The organism is Aeromonas sp. FDAARGOS 1402 (genome assembly GCF_019046925.1).
Classification (GTDB): Bacteria; Pseudomonadota; Gammaproteobacteria; order Enterobacterales; family Aeromonadaceae; genus Aeromonas; species Aeromonas caviae.
The window spans coordinates 1,737,371-1,755,685 of sequence record NZ_CP077201.1 but is presented as its reverse complement, the minus strand read 5'-3'; the positions used below and the strand labels follow the sequence as shown (position 1 = coordinate 1,755,685).

General features: G+C 60.7%; 16 protein-coding genes. 8 read left to right on the top strand and 8 right to left on the bottom strand.

Annotated features, from left to right (window positions below):
- Nucleotide 1: 1 nt before the first annotated feature.
- Nucleotides 2–2,062 (top strand): AsmA-like C-terminal region-containing protein, encoded by a 2,061-nt coding sequence (locus tag I6L32_RS08360; RefSeq protein WP_216944938.1) that lies wholly within the window; start codon nt 2–4, stop codon nt 2,060–2,062.
- Between the two features lie 46 nt (nt 2,063–2,108).
- Here I6L32_RS08360 and I6L32_RS08355 read toward each other — a convergent pair whose 3' ends face one another.
- Complete coding sequence (locus tag I6L32_RS08355; protein WP_010672532.1) at nt 2,109–3,017, bottom strand: bifunctional GNAT family N-acetyltransferase/hotdog fold thioesterase; 909 nt, start codon at nt 3,015–3,017, stop codon at nt 2,109–2,111.
- A gap of 173 nt (nt 3,018–3,190) precedes the next feature.
- On the opposite strand from I6L32_RS08355, the gene I6L32_RS08350 reads away from it, so the two are divergent.
- Complete coding sequence (locus I6L32_RS08350) at nt 3,191–3,871, top strand: methyltransferase domain-containing protein (protein ID WP_042865392.1); 681 nt, start codon at nt 3,191–3,193, stop codon at nt 3,869–3,871.
- A gap of 65 nt (nt 3,872–3,936) precedes the next feature.
- Here the strand turns inward: I6L32_RS08350 and dtd are convergent, their stop codons facing one another.
- The 3 genes from dtd to typA form a co-directional block, all read right to left on the bottom strand.
- Nucleotides 3,937–4,374 (bottom strand): D-aminoacyl-tRNA deacylase, encoded by a 438-nt coding sequence (gene dtd, locus I6L32_RS08345; protein WP_010672529.1) that lies wholly within the window; start codon nt 4,372–4,374, stop codon nt 3,937–3,939.
- A gap of 126 nt (nt 4,375–4,500) precedes the next feature.
- On the bottom strand, nt 4,501–5,373 hold the full coding sequence (locus I6L32_RS08340; protein ID WP_039039511.1) for a virulence factor BrkB family protein: 873 nt from the start codon (nt 5,371–5,373) through the stop codon (nt 4,501–4,503).
- A gap of 164 nt (nt 5,374–5,537) precedes the next feature.
- Nucleotides 5,538–7,349 (bottom strand): translational GTPase TypA, encoded by a 1,812-nt coding sequence (gene typA, locus I6L32_RS08335; RefSeq protein ID WP_039039512.1) that lies wholly within the window; start codon nt 7,347–7,349, stop codon nt 5,538–5,540.
- A 350-nt stretch (nt 7,350–7,699) separates the two neighbouring features.
- On the opposite strand from typA, the gene glnA reads away from it, so the two are divergent.
- The 5 genes from glnA to add all read left to right on the top strand — a co-directional run bounded on the left by glnA (nt 7,700) and on the right by add (nt 13,583).
- On the top strand, nt 7,700–9,109 hold the full coding sequence (gene glnA / locus I6L32_RS08330) for a glutamate--ammonia ligase (protein WP_010672526.1): 1,410 nt from the start codon (nt 7,700–7,702) through the stop codon (nt 9,107–9,109).
- A gap of 191 nt (nt 9,110–9,300) precedes the next feature.
- A complete protein-coding gene (locus I6L32_RS08325; protein ID WP_216944937.1) occupies nt 9,301–9,870 on the top strand; it encodes a DUF4124 domain-containing protein in 570 nt (189 codons plus the stop codon).
- 86 nt (nt 9,871–9,956) lie between these two features.
- Complete coding sequence (gene glnL / locus I6L32_RS08320; protein WP_010672524.1) at nt 9,957–11,012, top strand: nitrogen regulation protein NR(II); 1,056 nt, start codon at nt 9,957–9,959, stop codon at nt 11,010–11,012.
- Between the two features lie 9 nt (nt 11,013–11,021).
- Nucleotides 11,022–12,440 (top strand): nitrogen regulation protein NR(I), encoded by a 1,419-nt coding sequence (gene glnG / locus I6L32_RS08315; protein WP_010672523.1) that lies wholly within the window; start codon nt 11,022–11,024, stop codon nt 12,438–12,440.
- Nucleotides 12,441–12,581: 141 nt separating this feature from the next.
- Nucleotides 12,582–13,583 (top strand): adenosine deaminase, encoded by a 1,002-nt coding sequence (add, locus tag I6L32_RS08310; RefSeq protein WP_216944936.1) that lies wholly within the window; start codon nt 12,582–12,584, stop codon nt 13,581–13,583.
- Nucleotides 13,584–13,650: 67 nt separating this feature from the next.
- Here add and hemN read toward each other — a convergent pair whose 3' ends face one another.
- From hemN to I6L32_RS08290, 4 genes are all read right to left on the bottom strand, one after another.
- On the bottom strand, nt 13,651–15,024 hold the full coding sequence (gene hemN, locus I6L32_RS08305; protein WP_216945137.1) for an oxygen-independent coproporphyrinogen III oxidase: 1,374 nt from the start codon (nt 15,022–15,024) through the stop codon (nt 13,651–13,653).
- A gap of 28 nt (nt 15,025–15,052) precedes the next feature.
- Nucleotides 15,053–15,493: a DUF2489 domain-containing protein gene (locus I6L32_RS08300; protein WP_039039514.1), complete on the bottom strand. Its 441-nt coding sequence runs from the start codon at nt 15,491–15,493 to the stop codon at nt 15,053–15,055.
- 11 nt (nt 15,494–15,504) lie between these two features.
- Entirely contained in the window at nt 15,505–16,086 is a 582-nt protein-coding gene (gene yihI, locus I6L32_RS08295) for a Der GTPase-activating protein YihI (RefSeq protein WP_216944935.1), read from the bottom strand.
- A gap of 800 nt (nt 16,087–16,886) precedes the next feature.
- Nucleotides 16,887–17,504 (bottom strand): cytochrome c, encoded by a 618-nt coding sequence (locus I6L32_RS08290; protein WP_010672518.1) that lies wholly within the window; start codon nt 17,502–17,504, stop codon nt 16,887–16,889.
- Nucleotides 17,505–17,647: 143 nt separating this feature from the next.
- Between I6L32_RS08290 and yihA the strand changes: the two genes are divergently transcribed.
- Nucleotides 17,648–18,301, top strand: coding sequence for a ribosome biogenesis GTP-binding protein YihA/YsxC (gene yihA / locus I6L32_RS08285; protein WP_216944934.1), 654 nt, complete (start codon nt 17,648–17,650; stop codon nt 18,299–18,301).
- Nucleotides 18,302–18,315: the final 14 nt, after the last annotated feature.

Sequence of the window (18,315 nt, the reverse complement as noted above, 5' to 3'; positions counted from 1 at the left end):
GATGAATTCCTGGCTGCGCGGCCTGCTCTACACCCTCGCCTTCCTGCTGCTCTTTGTCTGGGTCGGTCTCGGCCTGTTCGATGCCGAGCGCGCCAAAGGCCCCATCGCCAACTGGCTCAGCCAGCAGACCGGGGTGCCCGTCACCATAGGCCGGCTGGTGTTCAATCCGCTGCACCCCTACACCCTGCTGGCGGAACAGGTGCGCTATGGGGATGCGGTACAGCTGGAAAAACTCTATCTGGAGATCGAGCACATCGACTGGTTGAACCGGGATGTGCGCATCGCCCACCTGGACCTCATCCGTCCCGTCATCAAGCTGCCGCTCCCCAACCAGTTGCCAAGCCTGCCGGTTCACTCCCTCACCATCAGCGACAGCACCATCGACAACCTGAACCTGCAGAGCGAGGCCCTGACCCTGCGCGGCCTCAGTGCGTCCCTGAGTGACTGGGAACTGATCGACCCGAGACGCCAGCCCCAGGCCAACCTCACCCTGGGCATCAACCAGCTGGCGACCCCCATGTTCACCCTGGCCCGTCTCAGCCTAAAGGGGCGGCTGGAGGGGCAGGTGCTCAGCACCGACAAACTGACCACCAACCTGTTCGACGGCCTGCTCGAGACCGGCATGGTGCTGAACTGGCCAGAGCGCAGCCTGCAACTGCACGCTCTCAAGGCCCGCGCCATGCGCCTCGAGCTTGGTGACATCCCCCCTGGCGAGTTCCCCCTGCGCCGCATCACCCTGGACAGGGGTCAGCTTGCCCAGGTGAGCATCAATGCCATCGATCAGGAGCTCTCCCTCAACAACTTCAACGGCCAGCTCACCGCCTTCGACTGGCAGACGGGCAGCCAGCCCAGCGGCTATCTGGCGGGCACCCTGGGCGACATGGGCCGCGGCCTGTTCCAGCTTGAGGCCGTCGAGGGCAAGCTCGCCTTCTCCCCCCGCCAGCTGGATGCCGAGCTGCGAGGCAAGGCATACGAAGGGGAGTTCAACGTCGAGCTGGCCCTCGACACCCAGCAGCAGAAGCTCACCCTGAAGGATCTGGCCCTGAGCGGCATGGACATCAGTTTGCCCCAGGGGTGGTGGCAGGATTGGCAGGGCTGGCGCCCGCAACAGATCGACATCCGCAAACTGGCCTTCGACAAGCTCAAGGTGCTCTCTTTCGACGACACCCTGCCCCTCTCCCTGACCGGCTGGCAACTCTACCTGAACGATCTCGCCCTGCGGGGCAACCAGCCAGGCCCCCTGCTGGGGCGCGCCCGCATCGAGAGCAAGTGGTTCGAGCTGGTGTGGGACGGTCTCAGTGCCCGCAACGGCACCCTGGATGGCGAGCTGACCCCCAGCTCCTGGCAGCTCAACACCCTCACCACCTCCCTGCCCGACGAGGGCTCCCTCAACCTGAGCGGCCAGTGGGGCAGGACGCCCGGGCAGGAGAGCCGCCTGCAGTTGCAGGGCAAGCAGCTGGATCTGGAGCAGTGGGGCAAGTTGCTGCACTCCCCCGTCTCCTTCGCGGGCAAGGTGGATCTGGCGGCAGATCTGCAGGCCGACCTCAACGGGCAGCCCGGCGAGCAGACGGCCAACTGGCGCCGGACCCTTCAGGGCAGCTTGAGCCTGGAGAGCAAGGATCCCTTCTGGGACAAGGTCGGCATCGACCCCTTGCTGGATGACTGGTTCAGGGAGCAGACCCCCCCCGATCTGACACCGCAGACGCTGTGGCAGGCGATGCAACGCGGAGACACCCCCTTCTATCAGATCAGGCTGGATGCCAGGGCGGAGCAGGGCAAGGTGCGGATCGAGCAAGGTGGTGCCTCCACCATCACCCACCTGCTGGCACTGCAAGGGGGTGTCGACCTGGCCGCAGACCAGTGGCAGCTCGACCTCGGGGTCCTGAACAAGGGGCGCTGCGCCGAGCTGCTCGCCCGCTGGCGCGGCCCCCTCAATGCGCCCGACCTGGGCTGGAGTTTCCCCACGGGACAGGACGCCTGTGGCTGGGAGGCGGGTGTGCGCTACCCCGCCCAGGGACGAAGCGGCCCGCTCTGGCGCCCACGGCCACCGGCCGCCCAATAACGAACAAGGCCTCGCGAAGAGGCCTTGTTGCTGTGAACATCAGGGATCAGCGTGCGCCGCGCTTGATGGGCAGTACCACGTACTGACCGACAAACTCCACCGCCAGCTTGCGGCCGCTGAACAGCTGCACCCGCAGGCTGAATTTGGCGGATTCTCCGCCCCTCAGCGGCTCGAGCACGGCGGGCATGCCCTCCCGGGCCACCCGCGCCTCCGGTTCTTCGCTCACCGGCCGGTAATACTTGATGTTGCCCTCGGCCAGCACGGTATCCCCTCCCAGCCCTGCCTCCTTGAGCTGCAACCAGATGAGACCCCAGCCCGCCAGCACGCACTGGCTGTAGATGCTGCCGGCGAACATGGTGTCGTGGACGTTGAGATTGGCCGCCAGGTTGGCCTTGAGGTGGAAGGTCTGGCCATCGTAGTGGGTGATGTGCACCCCCATCTTCTCGCTGATGGGAATGCCCCGCGACCAGCGGGTGGTGAGATCCTGGCACCACTCCGGACGGTACTGGATGGTCTGCATGGGACTCAGGGACTTGATCATCTGGCGGTGAGGGATGCGGCCGAAGGAGACGGGGCCTTCCCCTACCTCGAGGAAGCCGCAGCGGCGATAGAACTCCACCGCCTCCTGGCGGGCGTTCATCACCAGCCGTTTTACCTTCTCGTCGCGGGCAAGCTGCTCGAGATCTTCCACCATGCGGGCGCCCAGCCCCTGGCCGCGAAATTCGGGTCGCAGCGCCATAAAGCGGATCTGGGCTTCATCGCCGCCCACAAAGAGGCGACCCACGGCGATGGGCGTTCCGTCGGGTGAGAGCATCAGCCGGTGAATGGCGACGGTATCGTACTCGTCACGCTCGGAGCCAAGGGGCAGATTGAAGGGTTTGCGCAGTAGTTCCCAGCGCAACTGATAGTAAGCATCCAGCTCCGCTGGTGTTTCTGGGGTGACTACCCGGTACATAAAGCGATCCTTGAGTGTGCGCCGACTGGCAGATGGAAGGACTGACGCAACCATTTCTCCCGGCGCAGCCTGTAGTAGGTATCCAGCTCGGCTGCCGTTTGGGGGGTGACCACCCGGTACATAACAACATCCTTGAGTTACACTGGTCGAAAGCCATCTTGCCGTGCAAATTCATGGACTTCAATCTGCAAGCGTACCAAGCCGATCACTTATTGCACCTCAGTGCCAAACCCGAACGCCGCGTTTCGGTGCTTGAAAATGCCCGTCATCGCTGGCTGGAAATGGACGGCGTGGTGCAATCCGCCATGAGCCTCCACCAGCCGGCCCGCCTCTGTCTGCCTCATCAACGGAGCATCGCGGAGCAGTTGCCAAAGCAGGCAAGCCGGATCCTGGAGCTGGGGCTGGGCGGAGGGGATCTCACCCGTCACCTGGCGGCACGCTGGCCCGATGCCCACCACGACTGCGTGGATCTGGATGCCGAGATCCTCACCCTGTTCCAGCAGTTCTTCCTCCCCTCGTCAGGGGGCTCGCCTCGGCTGCATCACGCCGATGCGCTGCACTTCCTGCACCAGAGCCAGGAGAGCTACGATCTGGTGCTGCTGGATTTGTTCAGCCAGGACGGCAACCCCCTGCTGCTGTTCCAGGCCCCGCTCTATCAGGCGCTGGCCAGCCGCCTGAGCGGCACCCTCATCATCAATCTGCTGCCCCGCACCCGGCTCGAACAGGCACAGGCTCTGCGATTGGCAGAGGAGTGGATAGGCCCGACCCGCGTCCACGACGTGCCCGGCTACCGCAACGTCATCCTGCACGCGACCCGTCAGCATGGCCAGGGCGGGCGAGCACCGGCAGGGTGAAGAACCTGCGAAGTGTGCAGGCATCGCGTCCTGCCCTCCGGTGAGGCCCGCTCTGCCTGCCACCCTTATACCTGCAGCCAGAAGGTAACTGGGCCATCGTTGAGCAGCCTGACCTTCATGTCGGCGGCGAAGCGGCCGGTTTCGGTCGGCACACCGCTCTCCCTGGCGCGAGCCACGAAGTACTCATAGAGTCGCTCTGCATCTGCGGGATGGGCGCCACCGGAGAAGCTGGGTCTCATCCCCTTGCCGGTATCCGCCGCCAGGGTGAACTGGGAGACCACCAGCAGGCTGCCGCTCACCTGGCTCACGTTGAGGTTCATCTTGCCGTTCTCGTCCGAGAAGATGCGATAACCGCTCACCTTGTGCAGCAGTTTGTCCGCCTTGGCCTCGTCATCCCCCTGCTCCACCCCGAGCAGCACCAGCAACCCCTGGCCGATGGCCCCGGTCACCTCTCCCTCTACCGTTACGCTGGCCTCGCTGACCCGCTGAATCAGTGCAATCACATCCCTCTCCTCTCAAAACAGCACGACCGCCCATCCTGCGGGATGAGCGGTCGTCGATGCTACCAATAAATGCCCTGCCCGGGCCAACGCCTTTGTGTCGGGATCCGGTGTGATGGCCGGCCGGCGTCAGGCCAGTTCCTCTGCACCGGGCTTCTCGTACTCCCCGAGGCAGGCGGTGGTCTCGGCCCCCAGCAACACCACCAGCCAGCTCAGATACACCCAGACGAACAGGATGGGAATGGTCGCCAGGGCGCCATAGATGGCCTGGTAGGAGGGGAAGTTGGTGATGTAGATGGCAAAGCCGCGCTTGGCCAGCTCGAACAGGGTGGCCGCCACCAGGGCACCGATGAAGGCGTGGGTCAGCCGCACGCGGCAGTTGGGCACCACGGTATAGATCAGCAGGAAGGTGAGCACGGAGAAGAGGAACGGCAGGCTGCGCAGCAGCAGATAGCCGATACCGAACAGGCTGTCAGCCGCGAACAACCTGAGCGAGAGAATGTAGGAGGAGATGGCGATGCTGGCCCCGATGAGCACGGGGCCCAGGGTCAGGATCATCCAGTACATGGCGAATGCCTGGGCCAAGGGCCGGCTTCGGGTGGATCGCCAGATGTAGTTGAGGTTCTTGTCGATGGCCGAGATGAGCATCAGGGCCACCACGATCAGGGCACCGATACCGACGGCCGTGGTGTTGGTGGCGTTGGCCACGAAGCCGTCGATGTACTCCTTGAGCATCTCGCCGGCGGTGGGGACGAAGTTGTGATAGACGAACTGCTCCATCGCCTGCTTCAGGCTCTGGAAAACCGGAAAGGCCGACATCATGCCGAACACCACGGCGATCATGGGCACCAGGGAGAGCAGGGTGACATAGGCCAGGTAACCGGCGGTCACCGTCAATCTGTCCTGCTGGAAACGGCCCCAGACAAACTGGGCGAAGTGGGCACCATCGTGGCGCAAGAAGGAGAGTGCATGGGCCAGACGGCCGCGGATCTGCTGCTGCATCTTGTTTCTCGTAAGCGTGATCATGCAGACATTGTGTCAGATAGGGTGGTCATTTGGCCACCCGCAGACCGGCCTGATGCGCCTCCATCCAGCTCAGGCCCCATGAGCCCATAAAAAAAGAGGCCTTAAGGCCTCTCTTTGGTCTGTCGATGAACAGCTATCGATCAAGCACGACCGGCGCGCTTGCGATCCAGTTCGGTCAGCAGCTTTTTACGGATACGGATGGCTTTCGGGGTGATCTCCACCAGCTCGTCGTTGTCGATGAACTCCAGAGCCTGCTCCAGGGTCATGCGGATCGGCGGAGTCAGCACCTGGGCTTCGTCGGTACCGGAGGCACGCATGTTGGTCAGCTGCTTGCCTTTCAGGCAGTTGACGGTCAGGTCGTTGGAGCGGGAGTGGATCCCGATCACCTGGCCTTCGTACACTTCGGTCGCGTGACCGATGAACAGACGACCACGATCTTGCAGACCGAACAGGGCGAAGGTCAGGGCCTTGCCGGTGGCGTTGGAGATCAGCACGCCGTTCTGACGCTCACCGATGCTGCCACCCTTGTGCGGACCGTAGTGGTCGAAGGTGTGGTACAGCAGACCGGTACCAGAGGTCATGGTCAGGAACTCGGTCTGGAAGCCGATCAGGCCACGGCTCGGGATGATGAAGTCCAGACGGACGCGACCCTTGCCATCCGGGGTCATGTTGGTCATCTCGCCTTTACGCAGGCCGAGCTGCTCCATCACGGAACCCTGATGCGCTTCTTCCACGTCCACAGTGACGGTTTCGAACGGTTCTTGCAGTTCGCCATCCACGGTACGCAGGATAACTTCCGGACGGGACACCGCCAGTTCGTAACCTTCGCGACGCATGTTTTCGATCAGGATGGAGAGGTGCAGTTCACCACGGCCGGAGACGCGGAACTTGTCCGGATCTTCGGTCTCTTCCACGCGCAGGGCCACGTTGTGGACCAGTTCCTGGTTCAGACGCTCCAGAATGTTGCGGGAGGTGACGAACTTGCCTTCTTTACCGGCGAACGGCGAGGTGTTGACCTGGAAGGTCATGTTCACGGTCGGCTCGTCAACGGAGAGCGGCGGCAGGGCTTCGACGGCACTGTTGTCACAGATGGTGTCGGAGATCTTCAGCTCGCCCAGACCGGTGATGGCGATGATGTCGCCCGCTTGCGCGTCGGTCACTTCGGTACGGGACAGGCCCAGGTAGCCCAGCACCTGACCGACCTTGCCGGTACGCGGTTTGCCGTTGGCACCGACGATGGTGACCTGCTGGTTGGTCTTGACGCGACCACGAGTGATGCGGCCGATACCGATGACGCCCACGTAGGAGTTGTAGTCCAGCTGGGAGATTTGCATCTGGAAGGCACCGTCAACGTCGCCCTTCGGGGCTTCCACGTTGTCGACGATGGCCTGGAACAGGGGTTCCATGTTCTCGGACGGGACGTCCTGATCCAGGGTGGCCCAACCGTTCAGTGCAGAGGCGTAAACAACCTTGAAGTCCAGTTGCTCATCGGTGGCACCCAGGTTGTCGAACAGATCGAAGACCTGATCCATTACCCAGTCAGGACGAGCACCCGGACGGTCGATCTTGTTGATGACCACGATGGGCTTCAGACCCTGGGCGAACGCCTTCTGGGTCACGAAACGGGTCTGCGGCATCGGGCCGTCAACGGCGTCGACCAGCAGCAGCACGGAGTCAACCATGGAGAGCACGCGCTCAACTTCACCACCGAAGTCGGCGTGACCCGGGGTATCCACGATGTTGATGCGGTAGTCGTTCCAGCGGATCGCAGTGTTCTTGGCGAGAATGGTGATGCCACGTTCCCGTTCCAGATCATTGGAGTCCATGATCCGTTCCTGACCTTCGCTGGTGCGATCCAGAGTGCCGGATTGCTGCAGCAGCTTATCAACCAGAGTCGTTTTGCCGTGGTCAACGTGCGCAATAATCGCAATATTGCGTAAATTCTCTAACATTCTCGCCTCAAATCACCGGGTAAAATTGGGCGCTAATTGTACTCTCGCCTTTGTGATCTGCCTAGCAGAATTGCAACACATTCACACACAACAAAGGATCAGGATCATGGACCCCGCAGCAAAAGGCTGCTTAGATGGCCTGGATACGCTGGCGCACCATCTCGGTGCACCAAAACGATCCAAGGTTGCACCACTTTAATGCAGCAACCGGCATGAGAACGGGTTTCTCGACAGCCTGAAACGGTGCAAGTGCCCTGAAATCAAGCTGTCACAAACTTGGCACGATACTGGCTTATGTGAATGTGACGACGCATTCACCCAAAGAGTTTTAACACCGGAGGTTACTTAGCATGTCAGCCCAGAACGTTTTGGCCCTGATCCAGGAACACGAAGTCAAGTTTGTTGATCTGCGTTTTACCGACACCAAGGGTAAAGAGCAGCACGTATCCATCCCTTCCCACCAGGTTGACGAAGACTTCTTCGAAGACGGCAAGATGTTCGATGGTTCCTCCATCGGCGGCTGGAAGGGCATCAACGAGTCTGACATGGTGCTGATGCCGGACCCGGCTTCCGCCAAACTGGACCCGTTCACCGAAGAAACCACTCTGAACATCGTCTGTGACGTGCTGGAACCCGCCACCATGCAAGGCTATGACCGCGATCCGCGCTCCATCGCCAAGCGTGCCGAAGATTTCCTGAAGTCCAGCGGCATCGCTGACACCGTGCTGTTCGGGCCGGAGCCGGAATTCTTCATGTTCGACAACATCACCTTCTCCAACACCATGGGCCACAGCTTCGTGAAGATCGAATCCGAAGAAGCTGCCTGGAACTCCGGTACCGACTACGAGCACGGCAACAAGGGTCACCGTCCGTTCGTCAAGGGTGGTTACTTCCCGGTTGCCCCGGTTGACTCCTCCCAGGACATCCGTGCCGCCATGTGCCTGGTACTGGAAGAGATGGGCCAGGTCGTCGAAGCTCACCACCACGAAGTGGCGACCGCCGGTCAGAACGAGATCGCAACCCGCTTCAACACCCTCACCCTGAAGGCTGACGAAGTGCAGGTCCTGAAGTACGTGATCCACAACGTGGCCCACGCCTACAACAAGACCGTCACCTTCATGCCGAAACCCATGTTTGGCGACAACGGCTCCGGCATGCACTGCCACCAGTCCCTGGCCAAAGACGGCGTCAACCTGTTCGCAGGCGACCTGTATGGCGGTCTGTCCGAGATGGCACTGCACTACATCGGCGGCATCATCAAGCACGCCAAGGCCATCAACGCCTTCGCCAACCCGACCACCAACTCCTACAAGCGTCTGGTGCCGGGCTATGAAGCACCGGTCATGCTGGCCTACTCCGCCCGCAACCGTTCTGCCTCCATCCGTATCCCGGTCGTGCCGAGCCCGAAAGCCCGCCGCATCGAAGTACGCTTCCCGGATCCGGCTGCCAACCCGTACCTGGCCTTCGCTGCTCAGCTGATGGCCGGTCTGGACGGTATCATCAACAAGATCCATCCGGGCGATGCCATGGACAAGAACCTGTACGATCTGCCGCCGGAAGAAGCCGCCGAAGTCCCGACCGTTGCCGGTTCCCTGGACGAAGCGCTGTCCGCACTGGATGCAGACCGTGAGTTCCTGACCCGTGGTGGCGTGTTCAGCGATGACTTCATCAACTCCTACCTGGAACTGAAACAGCAGGATGTTGACCGCGTGCGCATGACCCCGCACCCGCTGGAGTTCGAGCTGTACTACTCCGTCTAATCCGCTTTCCCATGACAAACCCGCCATCTGGCGGGTTTTTTTCATTCTGGCAACGGAAATACCGCCGAACGGCCACGATCGTGCAGAAAGATGATCCCGTTCACGGAGCCGTACCTCCCTCGGCTGTTCACACCCCGACCCCGTGGTTTTTCTCTGATAGGATTAAGGTGAACCCCGTCAAGGAGAGATGGATGAACACTGCACCCTGGCTGCTGAGCCTCCTGCTGATGGCCTCCTGTTCCGCACAGGCCGCCCGCGTCTACTCCTGGGTCGATCCCCAGGGGGTGACCCACTACACCGATGCCCCCCCTCCCGGTAAAAGCGCAAAAGAGGTGGACCTGCGGGTCTCGCCGCTCATCGGCACAGCCCCCCACTCGGTCCAGGTGGACAACTTCAACAGCCTGACCGGTGTCGATGCCAGGAAAGCCCTGGAAGCGGCTCCCCTGGAGATCGATCTCATCTCTCCGGAACCGGGCAGCACATTGCGCGACAATACCGGCAACATCGTCTTCCAGGGCGAGATCTCTCCCCAGGTCCCGGTGCAATACGATGTTCGCCTGATCCTGAACGGCAAGGCGGTGCCCCTGGTTCACAACAGCCTGGCCATACGGGTGGAAAACCTCGATAGGGGCGCCTATGAGGCACGGCTCGAGTTGCTCGCCAAAGACGGTACGATCCTTGCTAAATCTAAGCCAACCACCTTTTACCTGCACAGGGCGTCGGTGAATCAGGCTCCCAGAGCCGCCCCCAAGGCCAATTAGGGGTGATGTGACGCACCGATGCGGGTAAACTTGATGCACTATATTGGTGCATTCTAGGTGTACAGCACCGTTTTAGGGAGAAACCTGTGCCAACCCGCTCGGACAACGCCAAGACACTCTTGGACAACCTGCTGACCGCCGTCATTCTCATGGATGAGCGTCTCTGCATTCAATTCGTCAACCCGGCGGCAGAGCAGCTGCTTTCCCTCAGCGAACGACGACTGATCGGCATCGAACTGCCCCACCTGCTGGAACACATCTCTCTCGATCTGCAGCGTTTCAAACAGTGCCTCATTTCGGGGCAGGGCTTCACCGACAGCGAAGTCACCCTGGTGGTGGAGGGGGAGCCCAGGCTGGTAGAGATCAGCGTCAGCCCCATGGCCGATCATGAACAGCGACTGATGGTGGTAGAACTGCGCAAGATCGATCAGCAGAAGAAGATCAGCCAGGAGCTGCAGCAACACGCCCAGCAGCAGGCCGCCAAGGAGCTGGTGCGCGGCCTGGCGCACGAGATCAAGAACCCCCTGGGGGGATTGCGCGGCGCGGCCCAACTGCTGCAAAAGGAGTTGCCCGACCCGGCCTTGCGTGAATACACCGGCATCATCATCGAGCAGGCCGATCGCCTGCGGGTGCTGGTCGACAGGTTGCTCGGTCCCCAGCGTCCCGGCCGTCACCAGATGCACAACGTTCACTCCGTGCTGGAACAGGTGCGCCGTCTGGTGGACCTGGAGCTGCCGCCGCAGATCCGCATCGAGCGGGACTACGACCCCAGCATCCCCGAATTCGAGATGGAATCGGATCAGCTGCAACAGGCGTTCCTGAACATAGTGCGCAACGCCGCCGAGGCCCTTGGGGATCAGGACGGCCTCATCCGCATCAAGACGCGCACCGCCTTCCAGATCACCATCCATGGCCAGCGCTATCGCCTGGCGGCCGAAATCAAGATCATCGACAACGGCCCCGGCATTCCCGACGCCATTCGCGACACCCTCTTCTACCCCATGATCACCGGCAAGGAAGGGGGAACGGGCCTGGGCCTCTCCATAGCCCAGAACCTGATCGATCAGCACAAGGGGCGCATCGACTGCATCAGCTGGCCGGGCCACACCGAATTCACCATTTATTTACCACTTCGCAAGTAAGGGAACCTCATGACAGCAAAAGTGTGGATCGTCGATGACGACAGCTCCATCCGGTGGGTTCTGGAGCGCACCCTTGGCAGCGAAGGCTTCGAATGCGAAAGTTTCGCCGACGGCGAAGCCCTGCTGAGTTCACTGGAGATGCGCTCACCGGACGTGATCCTCTCGGATATTCGCATGCCGGGCATCGACGGCCTGAGCCTGCTGGAGCAGATCCATCGCCGCCAGGCCGATCTGCCCATCATCATCATGACGGCCCACTCGGACCTCGACTCCGCAGTCAACGCCTACCAGCGAGGTGCCTTCGAATACCTGCCCAAGCCGTTCGACATCGACGAGGCGGTCACCCTGGTACGCCGGGCCGAGAACCACCTCAAGGAGCAACGTACCAAGCGCAAGGCTCGCCAGCAGGAAGCCACCACCACCCCGGAGATCATCGGCGAAGCCCCTGCCATGCAGGAGGTGTTCCGCGCCATCGGCCGGCTGTCGCGCTCCAGCATCTCGGTGCTCATCAACGGTCAAAGCGGTACCGGCAAGGAGCTGGTTGCCCATGCCCTGCACAAGCACAGCCCCCGGGCCCACAAGAACTTCATCGCCCTCAACATGGCGGCCATCCCGAAAGATCTCATCGAATCCGAGCTGTTCGGTCATGAGAAGGGAGCCTTCACCGGCGCCAACAACATTCGTCACGGCCGCTTCGAACAGGCCGATGGCGGCACCTTGTTTCTCGACGAAATAGGCGACATGCCGCTGGACGTGCAGACCCGGTTGCTGCGGGTACTGGCGGACGGGCAGTTCTACCGGGTTGGCGGCCACCAACCGGTGCAGGTGGATGTGCGGATCATTGCCGCCACCCACCAGAATCTGGAGAAGCGGGTCGCCGACGGCGAGTTTCGGGAAGACCTGTTCCACCGCCTCAACGTCATCCGCATCCATATTCCGGCCCTCAAGGAGCGCCGGGAGGACATCCCCCAGCTGGCCCAGCACTTCCTGCTGCGAGCCGCCAAGGAGCTGAACGTGGAGGCCAAGAGCCTGCACCCGGATACCCAGACCTACATCAGCCGCCTCCCCTGGCCGGGCAACGTGCGCCAGCTGGAGAACGTCTGCCGCTGGCTGACGGTGATGGCCTCGGGCCAGGAGGTGCTGGTAGGCGATCTGCCCACCGAGCTGCTGACTCCCATCACCAGCACCGCCGAGCCGGGCCAGCCCGCCCTGACCGGTGGCTGGCAGCAACAGTTGCAGGACTGGGTGGCCGCCAAGCTGGCGCTGGGGGAGACCGATATCCTGGCGGATGCCATGCCCCAGTTCGAACGGATCATGCTGGAGACGGCACTGGATCACACCCACGGTCACAAGCAGGAGGCAGCCCGCCTGCTCGGCTGGGGCCGCAATACCCTGACCCGCAAGCTCAAGGAGCTCGACATTCCCTGAGCCCGCGGGAAAAACGATTCCCATCACGCCTTGAGGGAAAGCCTGACCAATCACACCCCGTTTGCTTGCAAACGGGGTATCTTTTTCAGGCGCCCCGCCTAGAATGGCAGGCTTTCCAACCCGACTCGCAGAAGGTGCCCCATGATTGACAGATCCCTCCCCCTGACCGACCTGCATCGCCATCTGGATGGCAACATCCGCCCGCAGACCATTCTCGAGCTGGGACGTCAGCACAACATCCGACTGCCGGCCGATGAACTGGAGGCCCTGCGCCCGCACGTGCAGATCGTCGAGAACGAGCCGAGTCTGGTGGCCTTCCTTAAGAAACTGGACTGGGGCGTGGCCGTGCTGGCCGACTACGATGCCTGCCGCCGGGTCGCCTACGAAAACGTGGAAGATCTGCTGCGTGCCGGGATCGACTATGCCGAGCTGCGTTTCAGCCCGGCCTACATGGCGATGACCCACAAACTGCACCCGCAGGGCGTGGTCGAAGCCATCATCGACGGCGTGGCCGCAGGCAGCCGTGACTTCGGCATCAAGACCAATCTCATCGGCATCATGAGCCGTACCTTCGGCACCGAGCAGTGCAAGCAGGAGCTGGATGCCTGTCTGGCTCATCGCGATCGCCTGGTCGCCATCGATCTGGCCGGCGACGAACTGGGCTTCCCGGGCGATCTCTTCACCGACCACTTCCGCCGGGTGCGGGATGCAGGCATGCGGGTCACCGTGCACGCCGGTGAAGCCGCCGGCCCCGAGAGCATGTGGCAGGCCATTCGCGAGCTGGGAGCCGAGCGCATCGGCCACGGCGTCAAGGCCATCCAGGATCCGGCCCTGATGGCCTATCTGGCCGAACACCGCATCGGCATCGAGTCCTGCCTCACCTCCAACCTCCAGACCACCACGGTGGCGAGTCTGGCCGATCACCCGATCCGCCAGTTCCTGGCCGCCGGCGTGCCGGCCTGCCTCAATACCGACGATCCGGCGGTGGAGGGGATCGACCTGCCCCATGAATACGAGGTGGCAGCCCCGGCTGCTGGCATGACGGTCAGCGAGATCCGCACCGCCCAGCAGAACGGCCTGACCCTGGCCTTCCTGAGCGAAGCCGAGAAGGCCGAGCTGAGTGCCCGCGCGGCTCAACGCTGAGCAGGGGTAAAACCCAATAAAAAACCGCCGAAAGGCGGTTTTTTATTGTCCAACGACATTGCCCGGCCTAGATCACCCGGGAGAACTGCTGCTGGCGCGCCTTGTTGCGCAGGTAGACATCGAAGCACATGCAGATGTTGCGGATCAGCAGCTGACCGGTGGAGACCACCTCCAGCCCCTCTTCGGTCATGCGCACCAGACCGTCGTCGATGAAGGTCTGCAACAGCTTGAGATCCTCGGCAAAATACTCCTTGAACACCAGGCCGTGGGCCTGCTCCACAGCGGCGAAGTTCAGGGAAAAATCGCAGATGAGGCGCTTGATCACCTCACGACGGATCAGATCGTCCCGATTGAGGGAGCACCCCTTCCACTGGGCATGGCCCAGTGACTCGACCTGGGCGTAGTAGGTTTTGAGATCCTTCTGGTTCTGGGAATAGGCATCCCCCATCATGCTGATGGAAGAGACCCCCAGCCCCAGCAGATCGCAATCCCCCTGGGTGGTATAGCCCTGGAAGTTGCGATGCAGCTTGCCCTCGCGCTGGGCGACGGCCAGCTCGTCATCGGGCTTGGCAAAGTGGTCCATGCCGATGAACTGATAACCCTGGCCGGTCAGGAAGGCAATGGTGTCCTGGAGCATGGCCAGCTTCTCCTGCGGCGCCGGCATGTCCGCTTCTTTCAGCTTGTGCTGGGCGGCAAAACGGCTCGGCAGGTGGGCATAATTGAAGATGGAGAGGCGAGCCGGGTCGGTCTTGAGCACCTCTTCCAGGGTGTGATGGAAGCTCTCCCGGTTCTGGTGCGGCAGACCGTAGATGAGATCCAGGTTGGTGGAGCGGAACCCCAACTCGCGGGCACGGACCAGCATGGCGCGGATGAAGTCGTTGTCCTGCTCCCGATTGACCGCGACCTGGACCGCCTTGTTGAAGTCCTGAACGCCAAGGCTGATGCGGTTGAAACCGAGCTCCCGCAGCACATCCAGCATGGACAATTCGATCTCGCGGGGATCCACCTCGATGCTGATCTCCCCCTCCTCGGCGAAGTGGAAGTACTCCCGCAACATGGCCATCAGGCGACGAGTCTGGGGTTCGCTCAGATAGGTGGGTGTGCCGCCACCCCAGTGCAGCTGGGTGACCAGTCTCTCCTTGAACAGGGGGGCCTGGGCCTTGATCTCCTGTTCGAGGTAGTCGAGGTATTGATCTGCCTTGTGCTGGTGCCGGGTAATGACCTTGTTGCAGCCGCAGTAGTAGCAGAGCTTGTGACAGAAGGGGATGTGCACGTAGAGCGACAGATTGCGTGCAGGATACTGGCCCGCTGCCTGGACAAAGTCCGGATAGCCGAACCCCTCGTTGAACTCCAGCGCAGTGGGATAGGAGGTATAACGCGGACCACTGTAGTTGTATTTTTCGATCAGGGCCTGATCCCACACAATCTGTTCTGCTTGCACGCTTGCTTCCTCTGTCTTTGTCATGGGCTCACCGGCTTAACTGAAAATCCTTCAGTCTGGCGACATCCTCAAGGATCTGCGCCTCCAGCTCGGCCTCGTAGCCGCTGCGTTCGAGATCCATCTTCATCACTTCATTGCGCTTGAGTGCCCGCCTCGCCTCATGGGTCGGCATCTCCTTCACCTTCTCATAGAGGCCGTAGAGCCCCGGGAACTCGGTGGCAAAGGCGCGGCCCCCCTTTATTTGCAAGGCATCCAGCAGATTGGTCAGCCGGATGGCACCTTCCGAGTAGTCGCACTGACCATCTCGTACCGCGTGGGCGATCACCCTGACACTCTCCAGGATCCGCTCGTTGCGGGCCGCAATGGCGTGCTGCTGCATCTCTTGCTGGCGTTTGAGGCGCGCCATCAGGGTGCCGGCATAGACGGCCAGCCCCAGCAAAATCAGGCCACCCAACAGGGCGGCCAGCATCCATCCACTCATCACTTTTTCTTCGGCTCGGGTTTGGCTTCAGGCTGGTAGTCCGCCTGAGAGAAACGCTCCCACAGCTCCTCTTCGGAGGCAGGCTGACTCGGCTCGTCAAAATCGGCATCATCAAAATCCATGTCGCCATCTTCGTCATCGTCGTTGTCGATGATGCCGAGCTCGTCCATCAGCTCCTGATAACGGTCAACCCGCTGATCGACCCATGCCTGCTCTGCGGCCTCCAGGGTTTCACCGGCATCCAGACGATCCAGCAAGGCATTGAGGCGATCATCATTCTCGATGGACGCCAGCTCCTGCTCGGGGGTCATCACCACCCGCTTCTCTTTCGCAGGCTTGGTCGCCACCGGCTTGCTGCCCTTCTCGTCGGCAATCAGCACGATGGGCTTGCGAGAGCCGATGCGTGGATCCTTGGCCTGCTTGGAACCGCTCTTTTTGCCCGCCTGCTCGACCTGTTGACGGGAGCCCGCCTTCAGGCCCTTGCGCTTGGCGGCGCGCTTGCGCTCACGACCTTCCTGGGCACTGGCATCTGATTCTTTGCGCTTGCCGGTAGGCTTGCGGTTGGGTTGTTTGGCCGACATGAATGACTCCGACAAATAACTGAATGGAAACCCCCGGAGCGTGTCGTCCGGGGAGGATGCTGAAGCGGGGAACAGTAAATATGGAACAAGAGTGGGATCCCGCACCAATTCGACCACTTTGGGTCGCTGAACACCGCAGGATCGGCATCCTCTGGGCATGTTGCTGGTATTTTGACACAGAATGTCTTGGCGGGTTAATGACCCAATAGAAAAAAGGCAGCCGAAGCTGCCTTTTTTCATCATGCGAGTTCCATTCCCTGGTAGCCAATCGCCTTATCCCTGGGCGAACCACGGCGCATCATTTCGTTGGATCATCCTGATCCTTATTGACCAGTCCTGAGTGTGCGTGTGTTTGTTTGTCTAACCCAAACCGGCGACATCCTGCCTCCCATCGGGGTGGTTGCCTCCCGCAGCCCCGCTCATCCCTGGCGGTCACCATCCTGGCTTTTTGCATCTATTGCTCATCGCATGCTCCGAGCCGACATCCTGCCAAACCGAAGACGAGTCTTGCACCCTCTCTCCGGCCAATCCTGATTGCCTACTGTAACTTCTTCGCTGGATGACTCAATCAACCAAAGCACATTTCGAACTGGTACAAAGTGATGTTATATTTCTTAATTCATTGAAAAACAAAACATAAAAAAATATACGTGAGCAATCTTTCAGACACGACCAGCCCCGTATATAGAAGATCTCTTACAGCAATGCAGGCTGTTTACGGGCGATCGCTACAACCTCAAAAAAGAACAGGGAACAAAATGGTTCCCTGTTCTTTTCAACAAGATAACTAACAGGCTATATCAGTGAAGCCCCGCCACATACTTGGAGAGCGCCTCGATGTCCTGATCCGTCAGCTTCTTGGCCACATCCCGCATCATGCCATTGGGATCGTTGTCGCGGGTCGCCGAACGAAAAGCGGTGAGCTGGGCCTTGATATAGGCGGGATGCTGCCCTGACAGGCTGGGATACTTCGCTTGCTCGACGCCGGAACCCCGTGGGCCATGACAGGCGGTACAGGCGGCCAGGCCTCGCTCCATGTCTCCCCCCATATAAAGCGCCTTGCCTGCGGCAACCACCTCATCGGGCACGGCAACCGGCGTCACCTTCTGGCTGGAGAAATAGGCGGCAAGATCGTCCATATCCTGCTCGGACAACGGCAACGCCATGGGTCCCATGACGGGCGCAACCCGACCAGTTTGGCCAGAAGCTGCAGCCTTCAGTTCAACTAATTGTTTTTTGATATATGATGCGTGCTGACCAGCAATCTTGGGATACATGTCGACTGGGCTGTTGCCGTCCGGTCCATGACAGGCCGCACAGACGGCAGCCTTGGTTTGTCCCGCAGCGGCATCGCCCTTGGCTTGTGCCATCCCAGTTACGCCAACCATCAGAGCAAGTGTAATGACTAGGTTCTTCATGGCGTTCCAACTTTCTCGTTATTAGGCTTCCAGATCCCATGCCGCTGAAGGCATGTTAAAATAAACGCGTTCAAGCGACGCCATTTTACACTATTTCACAAAAAAGTAACTCTATAACCCTCTATCTCTATGGGGAATTTACGTTGGATACACAAACTCTGAATTTCAATAAGGTGCATTTTGTGACCAGCGCACCCGACATCCGCCACCTGCCAAATGATGGGGGTGTCGAGATTGCGTTTGCCGGTCGTTCCAACGCTGGCAAATCGTCTGCATTGAATACCTTGACCAAACACAAGAACCTGGCGCGAACCAGTAAGACCCCTGGCCGTACTCAGCTGATCAACCTGTTTGAGCTGGAACCGGGCAAACGCCTGGTTGACTTGCCTGGCTATGGATATGCCCAGGTTCCGCTGGAAATGAAGCTCAAGTGGCAAAAGTCACTGGCTGAATACCTGCAGCGACGGGAGTCCCTGAAAGGTCTGGTGATCCTGATGGATATCCGCCATCCGCTCAAGGAAACCGACATGAACATGCTGGAATGGAGTTCACACCGTGAACTGCCGGTGATGCTGTTGCTGACCAAGGCGGACAAGTTAAGCCCGGGGCCCCGCAACAACCAGGTGATCAAGGTTCGTCAGGCGCTGGCAGAACTGGGCCCGCAGATCCAGGTTGAAGCATTCTCTTCTCTGACCAATATCGGCGTCGAGAAGCTGGCCCAGACCCTGAGCGGCTGGTATCTGTCCGAAGCAGACAACGCCCAGGCAGACGACGAAGATCATCAGAACGAGGAGTAAACGACTCCTCTCCC